The sequence below is a fragment of the Flavobacterium succinicans LMG 10402 genome (assembly GCF_000611675.1).
Lineage (GTDB): Bacteria > Bacteroidota > Bacteroidia > Flavobacteriales > Flavobacteriaceae > Flavobacterium > Flavobacterium succinicans.
In genome coordinates, this window is record NZ_JATV01000004.1 from 326,053 (window position 1) to 344,655 (window position 18,603).

General features: G+C 37.5%; 16 protein-coding genes. 12 read left to right on the forward strand and 4 right to left on the reverse strand.

Features of this window, described 5'->3' with window-relative positions:
- Nucleotides 1–71: 71 nt before the first annotated feature.
- Nucleotides 72–1,064, forward strand: coding sequence for a bile acid:sodium symporter family protein (locus tag AO58_RS0105370; protein WP_024980721.1), 993 nt, complete (start codon nucleotides 72–74; stop codon nucleotides 1,062–1,064).
- Between the two features lie 105 nt (nucleotides 1,065–1,169).
- On the opposite strand, the gene AO58_RS0105375 is transcribed toward AO58_RS0105370, so the two are convergent.
- Together AO58_RS0105375 and AO58_RS0105380 are read right to left on the reverse strand one after the other, a co-directional pair.
- A complete protein-coding gene (locus tag AO58_RS0105375) occupies nucleotides 1,170–2,201 on the reverse strand; it encodes a methionine synthase (RefSeq protein WP_024980722.1) in 1,032 nt (343 codons plus the stop codon).
- 32 nt (nucleotides 2,202–2,233) lie between these two features.
- On the reverse strand, nucleotides 2,234–3,286 hold the full coding sequence (locus tag AO58_RS0105380; RefSeq protein ID WP_081764646.1) for a DUF1852 domain-containing protein: 1,053 nt from the start codon (nucleotides 3,284–3,286) through the stop codon (nucleotides 2,234–2,236).
- A gap of 310 nt (nucleotides 3,287–3,596) precedes the next feature.
- Between AO58_RS0105380 and AO58_RS16965 the strand changes: the two genes are divergently transcribed.
- The 9 genes from AO58_RS16965 (at nucleotide 3,597) to AO58_RS0105430 (ending at nucleotide 13,542) form a co-directional block, all read left to right on the forward strand.
- Nucleotides 3,597–3,815, forward strand: a complete 219-nt coding sequence (locus AO58_RS16965; RefSeq protein ID WP_244530670.1) for a 6-pyruvoyl trahydropterin synthase family protein — start codon at nucleotides 3,597–3,599, stop codon at nucleotides 3,813–3,815.
- A 199-nt stretch (nucleotides 3,816–4,014) separates the two neighbouring features.
- Nucleotides 4,015–5,262 (forward strand): GTP-binding protein, encoded by a 1,248-nt coding sequence (locus tag AO58_RS0105390; RefSeq protein WP_024980724.1) that lies wholly within the window; start codon nucleotides 4,015–4,017, stop codon nucleotides 5,260–5,262.
- On the forward strand, nucleotides 5,263–5,850 hold the full coding sequence (locus AO58_RS0105395) for a hypothetical protein (RefSeq protein WP_024980725.1): 588 nt from the start codon (nucleotides 5,263–5,265) through the stop codon (nucleotides 5,848–5,850).
- A 33-nt stretch (nucleotides 5,851–5,883) separates the two neighbouring features.
- Nucleotides 5,884–7,095: a hypothetical protein gene (locus AO58_RS0105400; protein WP_024980726.1), complete on the forward strand. Its 1,212-nt coding sequence runs from the start codon at nucleotides 5,884–5,886 to the stop codon at nucleotides 7,093–7,095.
- Between the two features lie 140 nt (nucleotides 7,096–7,235).
- Nucleotides 7,236–9,494 carry a TonB-dependent receptor gene (locus AO58_RS0105405; protein ID WP_024980727.1) on the forward strand — a complete coding sequence of 753 codons (2,259 nt, stop codon included), beginning with the start codon at nucleotides 7,236–7,238 and terminating at the stop codon, nucleotides 9,492–9,494.
- 435 nt (nucleotides 9,495–9,929) lie between these two features.
- The gene (locus AO58_RS0105410; RefSeq protein WP_024980728.1) at nucleotides 9,930–10,766 is read left to right on the forward strand and encodes a hypothetical protein; all 837 of its coding nucleotides are present in this window, start codon (nucleotides 9,930–9,932) and stop codon (nucleotides 10,764–10,766) included.
- A 223-nt stretch (nucleotides 10,767–10,989) separates the two neighbouring features.
- Complete coding sequence (locus AO58_RS0105415) at nucleotides 10,990–12,012, forward strand: hypothetical protein (RefSeq protein ID WP_024980729.1); 1,023 nt, start codon at nucleotides 10,990–10,992, stop codon at nucleotides 12,010–12,012.
- A gap of 18 nt (nucleotides 12,013–12,030) precedes the next feature.
- Nucleotides 12,031–12,435, forward strand: coding sequence for a hypothetical protein (locus AO58_RS17965; RefSeq protein WP_139225521.1), 405 nt, complete (start codon nucleotides 12,031–12,033; stop codon nucleotides 12,433–12,435).
- 606 nt (nucleotides 12,436–13,041) lie between these two features.
- Entirely contained in the window at nucleotides 13,042–13,542 is a 501-nt protein-coding gene (locus AO58_RS0105430) for a GNAT family N-acetyltransferase (protein ID WP_024980731.1), read from the forward strand.
- A 57-nt stretch (nucleotides 13,543–13,599) separates the two neighbouring features.
- Here AO58_RS0105430 and AO58_RS0105435 read toward each other — a convergent pair whose 3' ends face one another.
- Nucleotides 13,600–13,944: a DUF6686 family protein gene (locus AO58_RS0105435; RefSeq protein WP_024980732.1), complete on the reverse strand. Its 345-nt coding sequence runs from the start codon at nucleotides 13,942–13,944 to the stop codon at nucleotides 13,600–13,602.
- 12 nt (nucleotides 13,945–13,956) lie between these two features.
- A complete protein-coding gene (locus AO58_RS0105440; RefSeq protein ID WP_024980733.1) occupies nucleotides 13,957–14,871 on the reverse strand; it encodes a DUF6607 family protein in 915 nt (304 codons plus the stop codon).
- A 112-nt stretch (nucleotides 14,872–14,983) separates the two neighbouring features.
- Between AO58_RS0105440 and AO58_RS0105445 the strand changes: the two genes are divergently transcribed.
- Both AO58_RS0105445 and AO58_RS0105450 read left to right on the forward strand, forming a co-directional pair.
- Complete coding sequence (locus AO58_RS0105445; protein WP_024980734.1) at nucleotides 14,984–17,101, forward strand: TonB-dependent receptor plug domain-containing protein; 2,118 nt, start codon at nucleotides 14,984–14,986, stop codon at nucleotides 17,099–17,101.
- 16 nt (nucleotides 17,102–17,117) lie between these two features.
- Nucleotides 17,118–18,212, forward strand: a complete 1,095-nt coding sequence (locus AO58_RS0105450) for an HmuY family protein (RefSeq protein WP_024980735.1) — start codon at nucleotides 17,118–17,120, stop codon at nucleotides 18,210–18,212.
- Nucleotides 18,213–18,603 lie beyond the last annotated feature (391 nt).

The following is an 18,603-nucleotide window of genomic DNA, read 5'->3' on the forward strand; positions in this document are numbered from 1 at the left end:
GTTGAAGATTTAATGATCTACAAAACTTATTTTTGTAGTATAAAAATCTAAAAATAAAAAATAAGAACACATTGAAGAAATTATTAGAAGTATTACGTAAAGCAGGTTTCGACGGTTTCCTGTTAATGATAGGAACCATGATCCTGCTGGCTTATTTTTTGCCAAAGCTAGGCATGATTAAAGAACCTGTTTCGCTGGAGGATATTGCCAATGTAGGCGTATCGTTTATTTTCTTGTTTTATGGTTTGCGACTGAGTGTTGAGAAACTAAAAGCCGGACTGGCTAACTGGAAAATGCACATTGTCGTTCAGTTGACAACCTTTTTGTTTTTTCCGCTCATTGTTTTGGCATTTCGTCCGTTGTTTATCGACACTGACTTCGAGTTGCTTTGGTTAGGTGTATTTTTTCTGGCAGCTTTACCGTCCACAGTTTCCTCTTCCGTGGTTATGGTTTCTATCGCCAAAGGAAACATTCCCGCAGCCATTTTTAATGCGAGCATTTCCAGTTTGATTGGAGTAGTCGTTACTCCGCTTTGGGTTGGGCTGTTCATAGCTTCTGCAACAGGCGATTTTGATGTTACTGATGTTTTTTTTAAATTGATTTTTCAAGTCTTGTTGCCTGTCATTGTTGGCATCTGCCTCAACTCGCGTTTTGGTACCATTGCCGAAAAATATAAGAAACAGCTCAAATATTTCGATCAGGCAGTCATCCTTACCATCATTTATACGTCGTTTTGTAAGTCATTTTCCGAACATCTTTTCGAAGGTTTCACTGCCCTTGAACTTGTTGTACTCGCCACAGGAATGATGGTTTTGTTTTTTGCCGTATTCCTTTGTGTGGGACTAGTCAGTCGTTTGCTTGGTTTTTCAGATGAAGATCGTATTACGGTCTTATTTTGCGGATCTAAAAAGTCATTGGTACACGGCACCGTTATGTCAAAAGTACTCTTTCAGCACAGTACCATTACCGGCATCGTATTGTTGCCGCTTATGATTTATCACGCTATGCAATTGATTGCCGCTAGTATCATTGCTCAAGGTATGGCTCGACGAAAAGAAGTATAATTTTTGTTTATGTCATTGAAGTAAGTGTTTTCTAGGGTTATAGTCCGTATAGTCACTTCGTAAACGCTATGGACTAAGCTCCATTTTCTAATTAATACATTGGGACTAAATAGCCAATTCTTTGCGTATAATTGCTGCTCCTGCGCTTAAAGCATTTAACTTACCTCTAGCTACGTTTCGAGCTAACGGAGCCATACCACAGTTTGTAGAAGGGTAAAGATTTTCGATATTTACAAACTCCATCGCTTTTCGCAAAGTAGCCGCTACTTCTTCGGGCGTTTCGATAGTGTTGCTTGCCACATCAATTGCACCTACCATTACTTTTTTGCCACGAACAAGTTCCATTAAATTATAAGGTACATTTGAGTTATGACATTCTAATGACACAATATCAATTTTAGATTTTTGAATTTTCGGAAAAATTCCTTCGTATTGACGCCACTCTGAACCCAATGTCTTTTTCCAATCAGTATTGGCTTGTATTCCGTAACCGTAACAAATATGTATAGCAGTTTCGCACTTTAAACCTTCAATGGCTCTTTCCAATACTGCCATTCCCCAATCGTTTACTTCATCAAAGAATACATTAAATGCAGGTTCATCAAACTGAATAATATCTACCCCTGCATCTTGAAGTTCTCTTGCTTCTTCATTGAGCGCTTTTGCAAATTCCCAGGCTAATTTTTCTCGGCTTTTGTAATGGTCATCGTATAAGGTATCTACCATGGTCATCGGACCTGGCAATGCCCATTTTATAGGCTTATTAGTCTGTTTACGTAAAAATTTTGCATCCTCAACAAAAACTGATTGCTGACGAGCCACTTCACCTACAACAACAGGAACACTTGCATCATAACGATCCCGAATTTTTACAATCTTACGATTTTCGAAATCTACACCGCTTAAATGCTCGATAAAAGTCGTCACAAAATGCTGACGTGTTTGTTCACCATCACTAATTATATCAACCCCGGCCAATTGTTGTTCTTGCAAAGAAATGCGCAAAGCATCTTGTTTTCCTTCAAGCAGCTGATCGCCATCTAATTTCCAAGGTGACCAAAGTTTTTCAGGTGGTGCAAGCCAGGCAGGTTTGGGTAAACTTCCAACAATTGAGGTGGGTAATACTAATTTATTCATAGTAAAATAATTTTAATGTGTTGTTATATTAATTAAAGAGCGAAATTGGCAGACCATTGTTCCAGAAGACTTTTGTAAGGGGTAATGAAATGCTCTTCAGCATATTTACCCTGTTCAGCTGCCAATTGGCTGCGCTCTTCGCGGTCATAAACCACGCGAGTCAGTGAATAATCTTCGTGTTTAAGACTAGGTTGATAGATTTTTCCAGCCACTGAATTTGCATTGTAAATTTCAGGGCGATAAATTTTCTGGAAAGTCTCCATCGTGCTGATGGAGCTGATGAGTCCAAGATCCGTATAATCAGCAAGTAGATCTCCGGAATGATAAAAAGCCATGGGTGCCACACTATTCGGAGGCATAAAAAAACGAACGTTTAAGCCCATTTTTGAGAAATATTCATCAGTGAGTGAATACTGATCCTGTAGATACTCAAAACCCAGAACCGGATGCTGATACGCAGTGCGAGTATATCTTTTGTTGCTCGATACACTTAAACAAATGATCGGTGACATCTTAAAGTGCTCTTTATAAGTGGCTGAATTTACAAAACACTTATAAAGTTTACCGTGCAAATCACCAAAATTTTCAGGAATACAAAAATTAGATTTGTTTTTATTGTACTCAATTAATAAAACACTAAAATCATAATCACGAACATAAGAAGAGAAATTATTTCCGGCAATACCTTCGATACGCTGGTTAGTTTTGTGGTCAAAAATATTTGTTTTTAAAACTTCAATCATCGGCATCTTGTCAATTATATTCTTATCATCAATATGCATCGTTACTGTGATGATTTCAAGTTCTACAAGGTAACGATCTGCTTTTGGGTTATCCAAATAAGCCAAGGCATTGAATCGATTGTTAATCATGTTTATGGCGTTACGTAAGTTTTGTTGGCGATTAGCTCCTCTAGCCAAGTTTGCAAAATTGGTTGTCAGACGCGTTTTACTTGATGGGTTATAGTTTTCATCTAAACAAGTGCGCTGCAATGTAAATGCAAAATCATTCTTGATTGTATTCTGCGTGTTTTCAATATCTTGCTTTTCGTTTAATAGTGTTTCTTCTCTTTTGTATGTATTCATTTAATGAGAGTGTTTGGTTTTTTTACCTTACAAAGTTTAAAATAAAAGATTAATAATTTTAATTAATATTTTAAATAAGGTAATTGTTCTTTTTTTGTTTAATTATGAAGATAATTAATCTTTTTTGCGGATGTAATCATAAAAAAAATAGATAATTATTCTTTAGAGCGCTTAGATGTGATTGATTTGGAGTTATCTCAGTTTTTCCACAAAAAACTATTTTAGAATAGTAACAACTCCACTTTGCAGTGAAACTCATTTTAATGCCTACAACAGGGACACAAGCTAAACTGGACGGATCAAAAAAACAATGAGGGATTTGGGATTTGTAATAATGTCATATCACGGACATAACTTTAGGCTTATTGTAAAAATAACAGGAGAAATTAATCCTGAAACAGGCTTTGTTATGGATTTGAAAGTTTTAGGTAATATAATTAGAGAAGAAAATGAAGCTCATTTTGACCATAAGAACCTAACATTGATAGTTCAGAATTTAAAAAAAAACTATAGTTTCTACAGAAAATAGTGCATGGGTAATTTATAGAATTTTATAACCTTTAATTACCAAAGAACTTCAATTGTCTATTACTCCTTTTGAAGCCTATATAAATTATGTAGAAGTTGTTGAGGGATCTTTTTTTTAAAGCGTCAAATAATTAACGCAATAATGTTGCGATATATGATTAATATTTTATATTTGCAACATAATTGCAATAACAAAAAAAATGAAAAAACTCCCGGTTACGGTATTATCAGGTTTTCTTGGCGCAGGTAAAACCACTTTGCTTAACCATATTTTGCATAACAAAGACGGACTAAAAGTTGCTGTGATTGTAAATGACATGAGTGAGGTGAATGTAGATGCTCGTTTGATAAAAGACGAAATGACACTTTCTCGAACAGAAGAGAAACTCGTTGAAATGAGCAACGGTTGCATTTGTTGTACGCTTCGTGAGGATTTGATGCTCGAAGTAGAAAAATTAGCCAAAGAAAATCGTTTTGATTATTTATTAATCGAAAGTACAGGAATTAGTGAACCCATTCCAGTAGCGCAGACGTTTACGTTTGTGAATGAGGATGAAAATATTGATTTGTCTCGCTTCAGTTATATTGATACTATGGTAACTGTGGTTGATGCGTTTAACTTTTTTAAAGACTTTGGCTCTGCCCAAACCCTGGAAGATATCAAAGCTACCAATATCGAAAATGATACACGAACAATCGTGAATTTACTGGTAGATCAAGTCGAATTTGCTAACGTGATAGTGTTGAATAAAACTGATTTGGTTACTCCAAAACAACTCGAAATTTTGAAAGCCTCCATTCAAAAGTTGAATCCCGTGGCAAGAATCATAACATCGACTATGGGGAAAATAGCGCCCAATGAAATTCTGCATACCGGTTTGTTCAATTTTGAAGAAGCCGAAACATCAGCCGGTTGGATGCAAGAATTAGAAGGCATTCACACGCCAGAGACCGAGGAATACGGGATTTCATCTTTCGTTTTTAGAGACCCACGTCCCTTTCATCCGTATCGTTTTTGGGAATGGATGAGCAATCGTTTTCCGCAAAGCATTATTCGGAGTAAAGGTTTGTTTTGGATGGCTTCGCGACCGGATCAAGCCATCAATTGGAGTCAAGCGGGTGGTTCTCTTAAAGCCGAAGGTGCCGGAGTTTGGTGGGCGAGTATGCCTTTGAGCGAGCGCATGACGTTTTCAAATTTTGTCGAATTTCAAGAGGTTATTGAAGAACGATGGACTCGAGCTTACGGAGACCGTCTGAATGAATTGGTTTTTATTGGAATAGGTCTGAACGAAACTGAAATTCGTATAGAATTAGACAGTTGTTTGTGTACTTCAAATGAACTTATGGACTTGCAAGATGGTTTTTTCTCTAGTAACGACCCTTTTCCAATTCCAAGAACTGCAACAAGTAGTTCGCCTACAGCTATTTTTAACGAAAATCTGAATTAAATGAATAAGAATACAAAACGTTTTTTGAGACAAGCATTTGCTTTTTTAAGTAGTGTTCTTTTGGTAGGCTGTACTACTGATGATCCAATTGTGCCCGTAAATGAAGTTGAATTTATAACAACAGTACGCTTAGTTTTTACTCCTGAAAATGGCGGAAAGAATGTGGTTTTAGAATTCAAAGATTTAGATGGAGAAGGGGCTAACGCACCAATTGTAACCGTGAGCAGTGCTTTTGAAAAGGCAAAAACCTATAATGGAGTAATAACATTTAAAAATGAGTTGGTCAATCCCGCCATAGACATCACGCGCGAGATTGTGCAAGAAGCGCTGGAGCACCAAATGTTTTACCAAACCACTGGCAATTTGAATCCGTTGACTTATGCAACTACTCAATCAAATCTTGATACAAAAGGAAAGCCGCTGGGTCTGCATTCTGTTTTTAAAACAACAGGGTCAGCAACTGGTGTACTTCGGGTTACACTGAAACATGGTCCCAATAAAGGTGCTCCCAATGTAGCCAATGGCGATATAACCAATGCTGGAGGAGCCACAGACGCTCAAGTCGATTTTAATATAACTGTCGAATAATCAACCTTAACCTATTTTAAATAATCAATTGTAATGAAAATTAATGTATTTCGCTTTTTATTTGTTGTAGCCTTGTCCTTTTTTGCTCAATCTTGTTCAGACGACGATAGCTCTGATAACATAGATGAAACCTTAACAGAATACAAACATTTACGTATTCTAGTTTCTGATGAAACTAGCAAAGCTTTGACTTTGGTCAATCCTTTTTTAAATACCACTACTTCTTTTGAAGCTAAATTTCCTAAGTCGGCATTGTACACAACCGAGTCGGGTCGTTTTGCGGGTATCATTCACAGAGAAAATGACTTCACAGAAACTTTTGATACTGGTCTTGAGTTTCATGGCAATCATGTTGATGTCAAAGGAACTCCAAAGTTTGGAGCATTAACAGGAGTTGCTTCAAAACCGACCCATTTCAAAAGCAACTATGGCGAAATCTTAACTTTTAATGATGGAGATGGCACATTGGCCGTAGGGAGTGAATCAGAAATTCATACTAACGGTGCCAAAATGAAAATTATTAATGCAGGTCTAAAAGCACATCATGGGGCAATGGCCGTTTTCTCCAATGGAAGCTACGCTATCACTGAGAAAGACAATTCTATTCCAGGAGTGTTGCCAGAACGTGTTAAAGTTATAGATAAAACAGGAAAAGAGCTTTTTGCATCAAGCATTGCTACTAAAGGAATTCATGGAAATGCGTCAGATGGTGATTATGCTGTTTTTGGTTCTGCAAGTGGGATTCTTGTAGTAGATAGTAAAGGGCAACAATTTCTTGTTCCTCATCCTGATGGTTTTGGAACAGCTTGGTTTGGAACAATTTTAGAAACGGCAACCAAAGGAAATTTTGTAGGCTACACAGCTGCAAAAGGAGCTTATCTCATCAATGTATTGAATAAAACAGTAAAACCTATTTTTGAGAGTACAGATATTATGCAGTGTAAAGTGAGCTACGATACTAAGAAGCTTGGCATCTTGTTGCACTCGGGTAATTTTATTGCTTATGATCTTGCTACTTTGGCGGTTGCTATTTCCGAGAGAAATCTAATTCCAGCTACAAATAAAGCTTCCAGTCAAAAACCTCAAATGGAGTTTACACAACGCTTCGTTTACATCACAGCTCCTACCACAGGGGAACTGCAAATCTTTAGTACAAAAAACAGTGCAACTACCAAAAAAGTAAAAGTCTCCAATACGCCTTATCGTCTATCCATTGTAGGTTTTGAGAATAGTGGAGATCACTAAAAGTATAATTTATTCTTTGTTGTAAATCCTGAATGTTTGGTTAATTTTTGGGTAAGCAGACGGCTCAATTTTATTGAGCCGTTTTTTTTAAGATATTATAAAATTATTTTTTAGATTTGTCTAAAATATTATTTACTCTAATGAAATTATTATATAGCTACTTGTTTTTCTTTTCGTTAACTGTTGCTTTGGCACAAGAAAAAGCTACCCTTCGCGGACAAGTCACCTCCGAAAATCAACCCGTACCACAAGCACAAGTTGAAATCGTAGGCACTGCTTTTGGAACTCAAACGGATAGTTTGGGCTTTTTTGAAATTCCTCAATTGCCGCTACAACGCTACACGCTTCGCGTTGCTGCTATCGGAATCAAAACACATACGCAGTCCATCAGCGGTGCGGATTTTAAGCATTTACTAAAAATTAATGTGGTGACCAACGAACAACTGCTCGACGAAGTAGTGGTTTCGGGTACTATGAAAGCCGTTCGCCGTTTGGAAAATCCCGTGCCAGTAGAAATCATTTCGACTACTTTTTTGAAACAGAATCCTACCGCTTCAGTTTTTGAAGGCTTGCAAAACGTCAACGGTTTGCGTCCACAAAACAATTGCAATGTTTGCAACACGGGCGATATTCGCATCAATGGGTTGGACGGCCCTTACACAATGGTGACTATCGATGGAATGCCCATAGTGAGTGCTTTGGGAACGGTGTATGGTTTGTCTGGAATTCCGAATGCGATGATTGACAAAATCGAAATCATCAAAGGCGCCGCTTCGAGTTTGTATGGGAGCGAGGCGGTAGGCGGACTCATCAATATTATTACCAAAAAACCACAAAACGCTCCTCAATTTACTGCCGATTTGATGACCACTTCTTGGTTAGAAAACAGTCTCGATTTGGGTTATCGTACCAATATTGGTAAAAATGCCAATGCCCTTTTTGGACTCAGCGCGTTTTATAATGACCATCTAGTCGATAACAACGGCGATAATTTTACGGATATTGCTTTGCAGAAAAGAGTTTCCTTTTTTAGCCGCTGGAATTTTGAACGCCGTTCCAAAAAAGAAATGAGCCTCGTCGCCCGTTATCTGTATGAAGACCGTTGGGGTGGCGAAATGCAGTGGAATTCCAACTTCCGCGGAGGCGATCAAGTCTATGGCGAAAGTATTTATACGTCACGCTACGAAATCTTAGGCAAGTACCAATTGCCATTAGATGAAAAAATGAGCCTGCAATTTTCGATGGTGGGCCACGACCAAAACTCGGTCTATGGTACTTCCGTTTTTTTGGCGAACCAAAAAATTGCGTTTGGGCAATACCTTTGGGATAAAGAGCTCAAAAATCATTCGCTTTTGTTCGGTGCGGGTGCGCGCTTTACTTGGTATAACGACAACACGCCCGCTACGGCCACTTCCTCCCAAACCGCTATTTACAGCGGATTTCTCCAAGACGACATCCGACTTTCTAAGCAAACGGGTTTGCTGTTAGGCGCGCGTTACGATTACCACCCAGCGCACGGTTCGATTGTCACGCCTCGTCTCGCCCTGAAATGGAAACCCACCGCTACCGATATTTTACGACTCAATTTAGGAACGGGATTCCGAGTAGTGAATTTGTTTACCGAAGACCATCAAGCGCTTTCGGGAGCTCGGGAAGTCGTCCTCAAAGGCAATCTAGACCCCGAAACTTCGTATACCGCCAACCTTAATTACCTCAAGAAATTCGATACCAACACAGCTGGAGTTATCACCCTCGAAGCTTCGACTTGGTACACCCATTTCAAAAACCGGATCATTGCCGACTATGATACGAATCCCAACCAAATCATTTATGCCAATCTCGATGGTTTTTCTAGAATTTTCGGCAGCAGTATTTCCTTGGATTGGGTCAGTCCGTTTGGGGTGAAAGGGACTTTGGGCGGTAGTTATTTCAATCCGTTGACCGAGCAAGAAGGCCGTCGTTTTGTGCCTTTGTTTACCGAAAAAGTCAGTTTGTCTTGGGCTTTGAGCTACGAAATCCCCAACTGGTTCCTGAGTTTGGATTATACCGGAAGTTATACTGGTAGTATGCGTTTGCCCTTGTTGTCGCCCCTCGATCCGCGCCGCGAGTTTTCCTTGCCGTACAGCATTCAAAACATCCAAATCACCTACAAGAAATTCCACAACTTGGAGTTGTTTGGCGGAGTCAAAAACCTCCTGAATTGGACACCCAATCGCGGAAATCCTTTCTTAATTGCACGTGCGAATGACCCTTTCGACAAGCAAGTCACCTTCGATAGCAACGGTGTTGCACAACCTACACCCGACAATCCCTATGCGCTGACCTTCGACCCGACCTACGCCTACGGACCCAATCAAGGCATCCGCGCTTTTGTAGGCTTGCGATGGCATTTGGATTAATGTTTAGGAGCTAATCCTGCTGTCCACTATATCTGTGGCTCTGAACCCCGGAGCCACAGGATGCCGCTCCCATCAGGGCTAGGAACGTTAGCACGAGGAAATTTCAATTTTTAAATGCCAAATTCCAAATTTTATGGGCGCTGCTCCCCTATTGAAATCGAAGATTCAACGACTCCAATGAATAAATAAAATATGGAGTTATAGGGGCTGGGGGTGTGTTTTTTAAATTCCAATCACGTGACTTTGAAGCCAATTCATCAAACTATAAACAACAAACTCAAACAGTAATAAAAAGATTTGTAGTTAAAATTGTATATATTTGAGAACCCATAAAACGAAACGAACTTTTACTTATCTAGACAAAAAAATGCCTATTGGTAAAAGTTTGTTTGAAATATGAACTAGTTGTATGTTATTAACCACATAATCATCTAAATGAAGATTAAATTTTTATTTATTTTAATTCCATTTTTGGCAATTAGTCAATCTAAGCCATTTTACAAAAGGACTACTACTGCCTATGAAATAAGCAAGAAAGACACTATTAATAAAAAAATTCACACTACATATCTTGATAGTTTAAAAAAGATTATTACTACAGAAGATAATATCTTAAATGCCATATCAGACAGTAAATCAAAAAGAGGCTTAACTCATTCCGTTATTGAGGTTGATACAGATAGATTATTTATTTCAGTAGACATTGATAAAAAAGGAGATACAATAGGAAAATTAGTTTATGTATATGATGAGAAAAAAAATAGAATAGAAAATTATCAAGTACTAAAAGGGGATACGTTAAACCAACAAAAACGGGTATATAATGAGTTTGGAAAATGTACGAAACTCTACAACAAAGAGAAAAATACTAACAAATATTATTTATGTACGGAGTCAGAATATGATAGTAAAGGTAACATAACTGAAAACAAAGAATATGACAAAACTGGTAGATTAATAAGATTTGACAAATACGATAATGTTTATAAAAGAAATGAATTTATAACTACAATATCTACACATACTCATTCTAATGTATTTCTAAGGGAAATAAAAATAATAAAAAAGGGTAATAAAACATATACTTACTTTTATTCAAATCATATTGGACATAATTATGGGATAAAAATCAGAATAGTTGCTGGAGGTATGAGTATTCAAAAAGACGATGATGATGGTAATATGAAAGAGTTGAAAATATTTGATGCTTATAAGAATTTAATAGCCTATGTCAAGGATACTGAAATAAGACTTAAACCCAGCCAGAAATAAACAGCATAAAGTTCCTGATGAGATAACATATAAAATCATTGGACTAGTGCAAGTATTGTGAAGCCTATTGAGCTACTTTTTGTTCACGTCATCGAGAGAAGATTTACAAGAGTATCCTCATTTTAGAATATACAATTTTTCTTTCATATATTTCACGGTTTTGACTACTTTTGAGAGATAACAAACAGTAGCTTTTTGGTAGACTGGCGTTAGCATTTACAATATGAAAAAATTACTAAAGACACTATTCTTACTATTTTTAGTTCAATTAAGTTTTGGACAAAATTCAAGTATAATTAATAGCGAAGCGATTCATTTTACTCTCAAACAAAAAAAGGATACTATTGATTTTATTTTAGTTGATACTAAAACTAACGAGAAAAAACCAATATTCTTATTTTGTCAAGGTTCTTTGCCGATACCTTTATTTATACAACCCGAAAAAGAAGATATGTGGATGTTTGGTGGAGGAATTACAAATTTTGACATAGATGAAATCAAAAAGCACTATCATTTAGTTGTGATTTCTATGCCAAAAACACCTGTGGTCGTTAATGAAAAAAAATTAAACGAATCCTATTGTTACATTCCCAATTCAAACAAACCTGATGAATTTGACCAAGAGTACTTGAAATCTGATTATTTAGAGAATTACGAGAAAAGAGCAAAGCTAGTATTGAAGTTTTTAAAGAAAAAGAAATGGGTAGATAATTCAAAATTAATAGTTGCGGGACATTCTCAAGGTTCAAAAGTGGCTACAGCATTGACATTGAATACTAAAACGGTTACCCATCTAGGCTTGTTTGGAGCAAACCCATTTGGAAGAATTGACCAAAGAATTAGAGAGTATCGAAAAAAGGTGGATAAAAAAGAAATGACTTGGGTCGAAGCTGATGAAAGAACAGAAAGTACCTATCAAATGCTTAGAGATTCTTACGATTCCAATAAAGTAAATAAAGACCCCTATTTGTTAGCTTGGAAATCCTTTTCAAAACCATTCATTAATGATTGGTTACAAATTAAAATACCGACGTATTTGGCTTATGGCACTAATGATGGTGGAGCTGAATTATGTGATTTAGTACCTTTGTTTTACATCCAACATTCAAAAACAAACCTGACTTACAAAAGATACCCAAATTTAGAACATAACTTTTTTGAAGTTAATGAAGACGGAACGACCAATTACGACAAAGAGCATTGGAAAGAAGTAATGAACGAGTTTGTAAAATGGACAACAAAATAAATACTAACCACAACAACAATGAGATTACACTACAACACTCAAGAGCAAACCCTAGTTATTCAAGATGGATTGAAAAATCACCATTTTTTACTGAAACTTTTGATGATTTTGAATTTACTCAACGCGGTTCTAAATGTTTCGACTTTTAGTATAAACAGTATCGGTTTTATGCAATTGGTTTGGCCTTTTCTGGGGTTGGTGTCGATTGTGGTACTGTATAATTTGACAGTGAAGAATACGACTTCAGAAAAAATTCCAGTGAGTGCAATCAAAGGGCTAAAGGAATATTCCTTTTTTGGAAAAAAACGCTTGGCCATTGTACTAAATAATGGAAAAAAACGCGATTTGGTTGAGGTGAAAACAACACAAGAATTTAAAGAATCGCGCAAAATAATGAAGCAAGTTGGAGTTAAGGATTTATAAATCTTGTTCGATTCCTGTTTTTCAAATAATTCAATACGAATGGGCTTTAGCCCATTCGCAAATGTTAGTTCAGTTTGGGGATTTAGCAAAAATTAATGTTAGTTTCGGCTAAAGCCTCTACATCTTCATAATTGTATCCTCTCGCTAAAGCGAGAGGCAATTGATTTTCGTGCAATCAATTAAAAAATCATTACTTTATTGCTGAGATAGTAGGTGAAGCAAACTATTTCTTTGTAAAAATTCAATTGGAATGGGCTTTAGCACATTCTTTACAATGAGTTTCACATTAGGCTTTAGCCAAAATCTATAGTAGTTTTGGCTAAAGCCTCTGCATCTTCATAATTGTATTCCCTCGCTAAAGCGAGAGGCAATTGATTTTCGAGCAATCACTTAACCACAATTTTTTTTTATGATCTGAAAACTAAATGTTCTTGTTTAGCCCTGATGGGAGCGGCATCCTTGCTTGGCGGGGTTCGCCAAGTAAGATACAGCGTACAGCAGGACAACTCGTGTGGTGAGCACGTTGGTGGTGCTCCTGAAACTAATGCAAAAAAGCATTCGTTTTTTCGGGATAAAAGTTATTTTTACGGCTCAAATGAGTAAGGTATGATTTTAAAAACAGCTAGTTTCGCAGATTTAGAGGCGGTTTGGGATATTTTACAAGCGGCGATTGCACAACGCAAAGAAGACGGTAGCACACAATGGCAAGATGGTTATCCGAATTCGAAAACGGTGGTCGATGATTTTGCGAAAGGATACTCCTATGTATTAGTCGAAAATGAGGTGGTTGTGGCTTATGCGGCCATCATTTTTGGCGAGGAACCGACCTACAACGACCTGCAAGGCGAGTGGTTGAGTCATTCGGATTATGTGGTTGTGCATCGTGTAGCCACAGCACCTGAGTACAAAGGAAAAGGAATTGCCACGCTTTTATTTGAGAAAATTGAAGCGTTGAGTATCTCGAAAAATGTGTTTAGCATTAAAGTAGATACTAATTTCGATAACTTTCCGATGTTGAAAATTCTCAAAAAATTAGGTTACACCTATTGTGGCGAAATTGTGGTTCGTGGCGCTCCTAGAAAGGCCTTTGAGAAGTTATTGAAATAGCGTAAAACTAGATATAGAAAGTCCAGCAATCATCTGTTGTTGCTGGACTTTTTGGTTTTAATTATAAATCATTTTATAGTTGATTTCCTCAGGAGCTAACAAACGAGCCCGATGGCTAAAATCGACTAAAATTTTGAGTTCTTCTAATTCATAGCGATTGAGCAAAATAATGAAGTTGTTTTGCAAGGTTGGAATCGGAATTTTCTTTTCATAAATCGAGTTTTCATATTCTTTTTCCCAATAATCACTGTCGATGGAGTTGAGGTACACCCTAAAACGATCAAATTCGGTCGTATCAAAATTGAAGGTTAAATTATTAAATGACAAATTATACAACGCGCTGTGTTGACAAAAAAACAGCAATCCGTTGTTGGTTCTATTCAAAATTTGTAGAGTGCACATACGCTTCCAGAATTAAGATTTTACAAAGGCGGTAATGATTTTTGAGATTTCTTCTTGTGTAGCATCGGGTTTTAAGTCGAATAACACACTAAATAATGATTTTTTATTCACCTTTTTTTCTAAAGTAAGGTCTTTGTTTTTGCCATATACTTTAGCCCATTCATTGCGAACTTTTTCCCATAATCCTTTGTTTTTGGTCCAATACTTTTGAGCCAACTGGCATCTTTCGTTAGGCACTTTGGTATAAATATCCATTCCTTTTTCTTGTGCCAAAAGTACATCAGCAGCACCATCGGTACGGATCACTTTGTCGTTGTCTTGTTCGTGAATCCATCCTTTAGCTGTTATTTCGTGAATGTTTCTTCTTTTTAAAACATTGTAATCGTTACGAATCGTATGTTCGCGTCTTGGCAACGGGGCATCGGTCACGTTTTTCCAAGAAGTAATTCCGTCTACTGTGGCCCAACTTGCGGTACCTTCATAACGCGGACTATCATCTACTTGATATACTTTTTGAGTCCACTGTCCTTTGACAGCAGCGGGAGTCAGTTTTTTGTATTTCCAAGTTAATTCTTTATCAAAAGTCAATAAATCGGTGTTTTCATACAGCCAATCTTGTCTCCAGTGTTTTACGATATCTTCTTCTTTATCGCCTGTAATTAACAGGTGTTGCAACACCAATTTGTTGGGCGTGTTTTCTACTAATTCTACCCATTCCAAAGCTGTTTCATGTTTGGTTTTAGAGGGTTTGTAAGTGGTCGTGTCTTTGGGATACTCGAAAGTTTCGGTAAAATTAAATTGTACTTCATAACATCCACACATCGATTGTATGGCTTTGATGTCTTCTTTTTGTTTGGCGGTTTGTCCAAAGCTGAGGTTTACGGTAAGTGCCAATACACTCCAAGCTAGAATTGATTTTGTTTTCATTTTTGTATTAAAAAAGGTTAAAAATTAATTACCGCAAATCTATAATATTTATTTAGAATAAATAAAAATAATTATATATTTGCCTCAAAATAATTAAGAACTATTCTAAATAATGAAAAACCATCTGACGCTACTTGTCCTTTTAACAGCGCTTTATGTTGCATCTGCGCAGCAAAAACCAAGCGATTCATTGCAAGTAAATGCTTTGCAAGAAATAGTGGTTACGGGGCAAATGGAACCGCAATCTTTAAAAAAATCGGTTTTCAATGTACGGGTTATTAGTGCTAAAGACATTCAAAACTTAGCTGCAAATACTTTGGCAGATGTCTTGAACCAATATTTAAACATTACATTAAGACCTAGTGGGACTGATGGACGTTCTACGGTTTCGCTATTTGGTTTAGATGGACAATATTTTAAAATTTTGGTAGACAATATTCCTTTGGTCGGTGAATCCGGGTTGGGTAACAATGCGGATTTATCTCAAATTAACCTCGATGATGTGCAACAAATTGAGATTATTGAAGGATCCATGGGCGTAACACATGGCGCCAATGCGGTGAGTGGCGTATTGAATATTATCACTAAAAAAGCGGCTAAAACCAAATGGAATTTGAGAGCCACACTGCAAGAAGAAACGGTACAAAACGAATATGCGTGGATGGATAAAGGCCGACACATTCAGGGATTATCTTTTTCATTCGCGCCAAAAGGAGGATGGTTTTTTAATGCGGCCATCAATCGCAATGATTTTCAGGGTTTTTTGAATGATAAAAAAGGAAAGTTTTATTTTGAAAACGATGGCACTCGCGGTTATCGTTGGCTGCCAAAAGAACAACTGACCACTTCGACTACCTTGGGCTATCAAAAAAATCAATTTCGGTTTTTTTATAAATTCCAATTCCTAAACGAACAAATCGATTTTTATAACTCCTCGGTTCAATCGGCCTATAACCCAGAATTGGGCGCCTATCGCTATGCTTTGGACCAACGTTTTTTGACCCATCGCAACTTTCATCATTTATCAGTTTCAGGAAATGGAGCGGATAGAATGAATTATACCGTTTCGCTTTCTTATCAAAAACAACAGCGTGATGTAGAAAGCTTCCGCTATTTGTTGTACAATCTAACCGAACAAGGCGTAACCTCTCAAAAAGACCAAGCTACAGAAGTACTTTATTCAACCGGAACGTGGAGTAATTTTTTTAAAAGTCAAAAACTAGACCTTCAATTAGGGTATGAAATTTCGCAAAATTTAGGTTTTGCATTGATTCAAGAAAGTAATAATCTACTGGTTCCGATTTCAAAACGATTGAATAACTATGACTTTTTTGTGGGTTCGGAACTCAAATGTACGCCTAGTTTTTCCCTTCGTCCCGGATTTCGATATTCTATACAATCTCTTTTTGAGAACCAATATGCCGCTTCCTTGGGTGTGCGATATTTGTTGAAAAATGAGGTAGAATGGCGTGCATCGGTAGGTCAATCTTTCCGAACACCATCGTTTGAAGAACTTTATGTGAAACAAATATTTGACGGACATCATTTTACGGGGAATGAAAACTTAATTCCCGAAACGAGTACTTCGTTTGAAATGAGTTGGAAGAAAAACTTCACCATTCACAACACGGCTCAGTTGGCGAGTACTTTGACAGGGAGTTTTCTTCAGGTGAAAGATAGAATCGATATGGCTTTGGCACAATACAACCCCACAACTGGAAATCCAGAATACGAATACATCAACATTAACACCTATAAAATGTGGAATGTAGCCACAACCAATCAATTCAAAAGCAACAATTTTGTAGGGACTTTTGGAGCGGCTTTAGTAGGGATTGATCAACAATTGGATAATAATGCGTTTCGTGCGGATGATCGCTTTTTGTATTCTTTTAGTTGGAACACCAGTCTTTCTTATACCCTTCCGCAATGGCAAACGGTTTTTTCGGCGTATTACAAATACAATGGCAAAACCCAACAGTTTATAGCAACTTCCTCAGAATATGTTATTTCAGACATTGGCGAAAGTCATTGGTTGGACGCCACCGTTCAAAGGAAATTTTTCAATGCTACCCTTGAGACGACCTTCGGAGCCAGAAACATTTTGAATATTACCAATATCAATCAAACGCGAACTGCTGATGGTACAGGCCATGCCGCTTCCAATCAGATCATGCTGGCTTATGGCCGCTCTTTTTTTCTAAAAGTAACCTATAACCTTAATCTTTAATATAATTCAAAGTACCATGAAAAAACAATTGCTTATCGTATCATTTGCTCTTTTAGCCTTATCGTCTTGCTCAAGCGATGACGTGGCTCCTGTTCCAACACCAGAAATCCCTTCTTTAGGTGCAGTCATGCAGCCTGCCGTGGGCGGACATCATCAACCCAATCAAGTATATGTGGATTTGAGCGCCAATAAAGCCGAAGCTATCAATAGAAGCTCTTGGGATTTTGGATTTTACTCTGGAACTTCTTTCCGTGTAGTATTGAATGGCGCGGTCAAAATGGCGGTCAAAAAATTAGAAACTAACGATATTACTTTGCCTCAAACGATGGATGCGGCGGTAGCTGTTGGTGGCGGTACTGTTTTGGCGAGTAATGGTTTTGTAGACAACCCAACCGGTGTTTTGGAAGGAGCGGGAGCGGGATTGGGTACGGCTATTGCCGAAATTTCAGCCACAGATGCGGATAATAAAGTCTATTTGGTCAATCTAGGATTTGCGATCGCTACAACTGCGCCTGCTGTTGGATCTGTAAGTTTGGATGGCGAAGCGAGAGGCTGGAAAAAAATCAGAATTCTGAGAAATGGAAACGGCTACAAAATTCAATATGCAGATTTAAACGCTTCAACATTTACAGAAAAAACCATTGCCAAAGACGACACGGTTAATTTCGCTTTCTTTAGTTTAAAAGAAGGAAAAACGGTGACTGTAGAGCCTCAAAAAACCAAATGGGATTTGAATTTCACCCCTTTCACCAACTATTTGCCCACAGGAGCGGGAGAGGTAACCTATGGCTATTCTGATTTTATTGTAACCAATAGAATGGCAGGTACGCAAGCTTACCAAGTGCTAGTGGCCGATGGTGGTACTTATGCGGATTTTACGCGTGCAAAAGTAGTGGATGCTAATTTTAAACCTTCCAAAACCGATCAAAGAAGTATTGGAGCCAACTGGAGAAGTGGTGGTGGGCCAACATCATTGCCAAGTGTAAGAACCGATCGTTTTTATGTAGTGAAAGATGCCGCTGGTACTTATTACAAAATACGTTTTCTATCCATAAGCAATGAGGCGGGTGTTCGTGGTAATCCCACTTTTGAATTTAAAAAATTAGAGTAAACACAAGCTATAAGTGTCTAAAATTGTAGTTACGTTTTTTTTATTGTGTAGTTGTTAGTCAAAAGGTTGCTTCGGCAGCCTTTTGTGTTTTGGATAAGTCCTCCCGAGCCAAAGGATTTCCGCTCTCATCAAGGATTAGAACGTTAGCATTAGAGAATTTCAATTTTTAAATACCAAATTCCAAAAGTGTCACCCTGAGCACAGTCGAAGGGAAAATTCCAAATTTTATGGGCGCTGCTCCCCTCTTGAGAGGGGCTGGGGGTGTGTTTTTGTCGAATGACTTCCCAATAATTCCTCAGCCATCCAAAACGACAAGATAATGACAACAAAACCATAAACTAGGAAAAGGTTTGTAATGAAAATTGTATATATTTGGGAAAGTAAAGTCTGA

Excerpts from the sequence above, each read along its gene's own strand:
- AO58_RS0105375 (WP_024980722.1), bottom strand. The coding sequence starts at position 2,201 with ATGAATAAATTAGTATTACCCACCTCAATTGTTGGAAGTTTACCCAAA.
- AO58_RS0105380 (WP_081764646.1), bottom strand. The coding sequence starts at position 3,286 with ATGAATACATACAAAAGAGAAGAAACACTATTAAACGAAAAGCAAGAT.
- AO58_RS16965 (WP_244530670.1), top strand. The coding sequence starts at position 3,597 with ATGAGGGATTTGGGATTTGTAATAATGTCATATCACGGACATAACTTT.
- AO58_RS0105390 (WP_024980724.1), top strand. The coding sequence starts at position 4,015 with ATGAAAAAACTCCCGGTTACGGTATTATCAGGTTTTCTTGGCGCAGGT.
- AO58_RS0105395 (WP_024980725.1), top strand. The coding sequence starts at position 5,263 with ATGAATAAGAATACAAAACGTTTTTTGAGACAAGCATTTGCTTTTTTA.
- AO58_RS0105400 (WP_024980726.1), top strand. The coding sequence starts at position 5,884 with ATGAAAATTAATGTATTTCGCTTTTTATTTGTTGTAGCCTTGTCCTTT.
- AO58_RS0105405 (WP_024980727.1), top strand. The coding sequence starts at position 7,236 with ATGAAATTATTATATAGCTACTTGTTTTTCTTTTCGTTAACTGTTGCT.
- AO58_RS0105410 (WP_024980728.1), top strand. The coding sequence starts at position 9,930 with ATGAAGATTAAATTTTTATTTATTTTAATTCCATTTTTGGCAATTAGT.
- AO58_RS0105415 (WP_024980729.1), top strand. The coding sequence starts at position 10,990 with ATGAAAAAATTACTAAAGACACTATTCTTACTATTTTTAGTTCAATTA.
- AO58_RS17965 (WP_139225521.1), top strand. The coding sequence starts at position 12,031 with ATGAGATTACACTACAACACTCAAGAGCAAACCCTAGTTATTCAAGAT.
- AO58_RS0105430 (WP_024980731.1), top strand. The coding sequence starts at position 13,042 with ATGATTTTAAAAACAGCTAGTTTCGCAGATTTAGAGGCGGTTTGGGAT.
- AO58_RS0105435 (WP_024980732.1), bottom strand. The coding sequence starts at position 13,944 with ATGTGCACTCTACAAATTTTGAATAGAACCAACAACGGATTGCTGTTT.
- AO58_RS0105440 (WP_024980733.1), bottom strand. The coding sequence starts at position 14,871 with ATGAAAACAAAATCAATTCTAGCTTGGAGTGTATTGGCACTTACCGTA.
- AO58_RS0105445 (WP_024980734.1), top strand. The coding sequence starts at position 14,984 with ATGAAAAACCATCTGACGCTACTTGTCCTTTTAACAGCGCTTTATGTT.
- AO58_RS0105450 (WP_024980735.1), top strand. The coding sequence starts at position 17,118 with ATGAAAAAACAATTGCTTATCGTATCATTTGCTCTTTTAGCCTTATCG.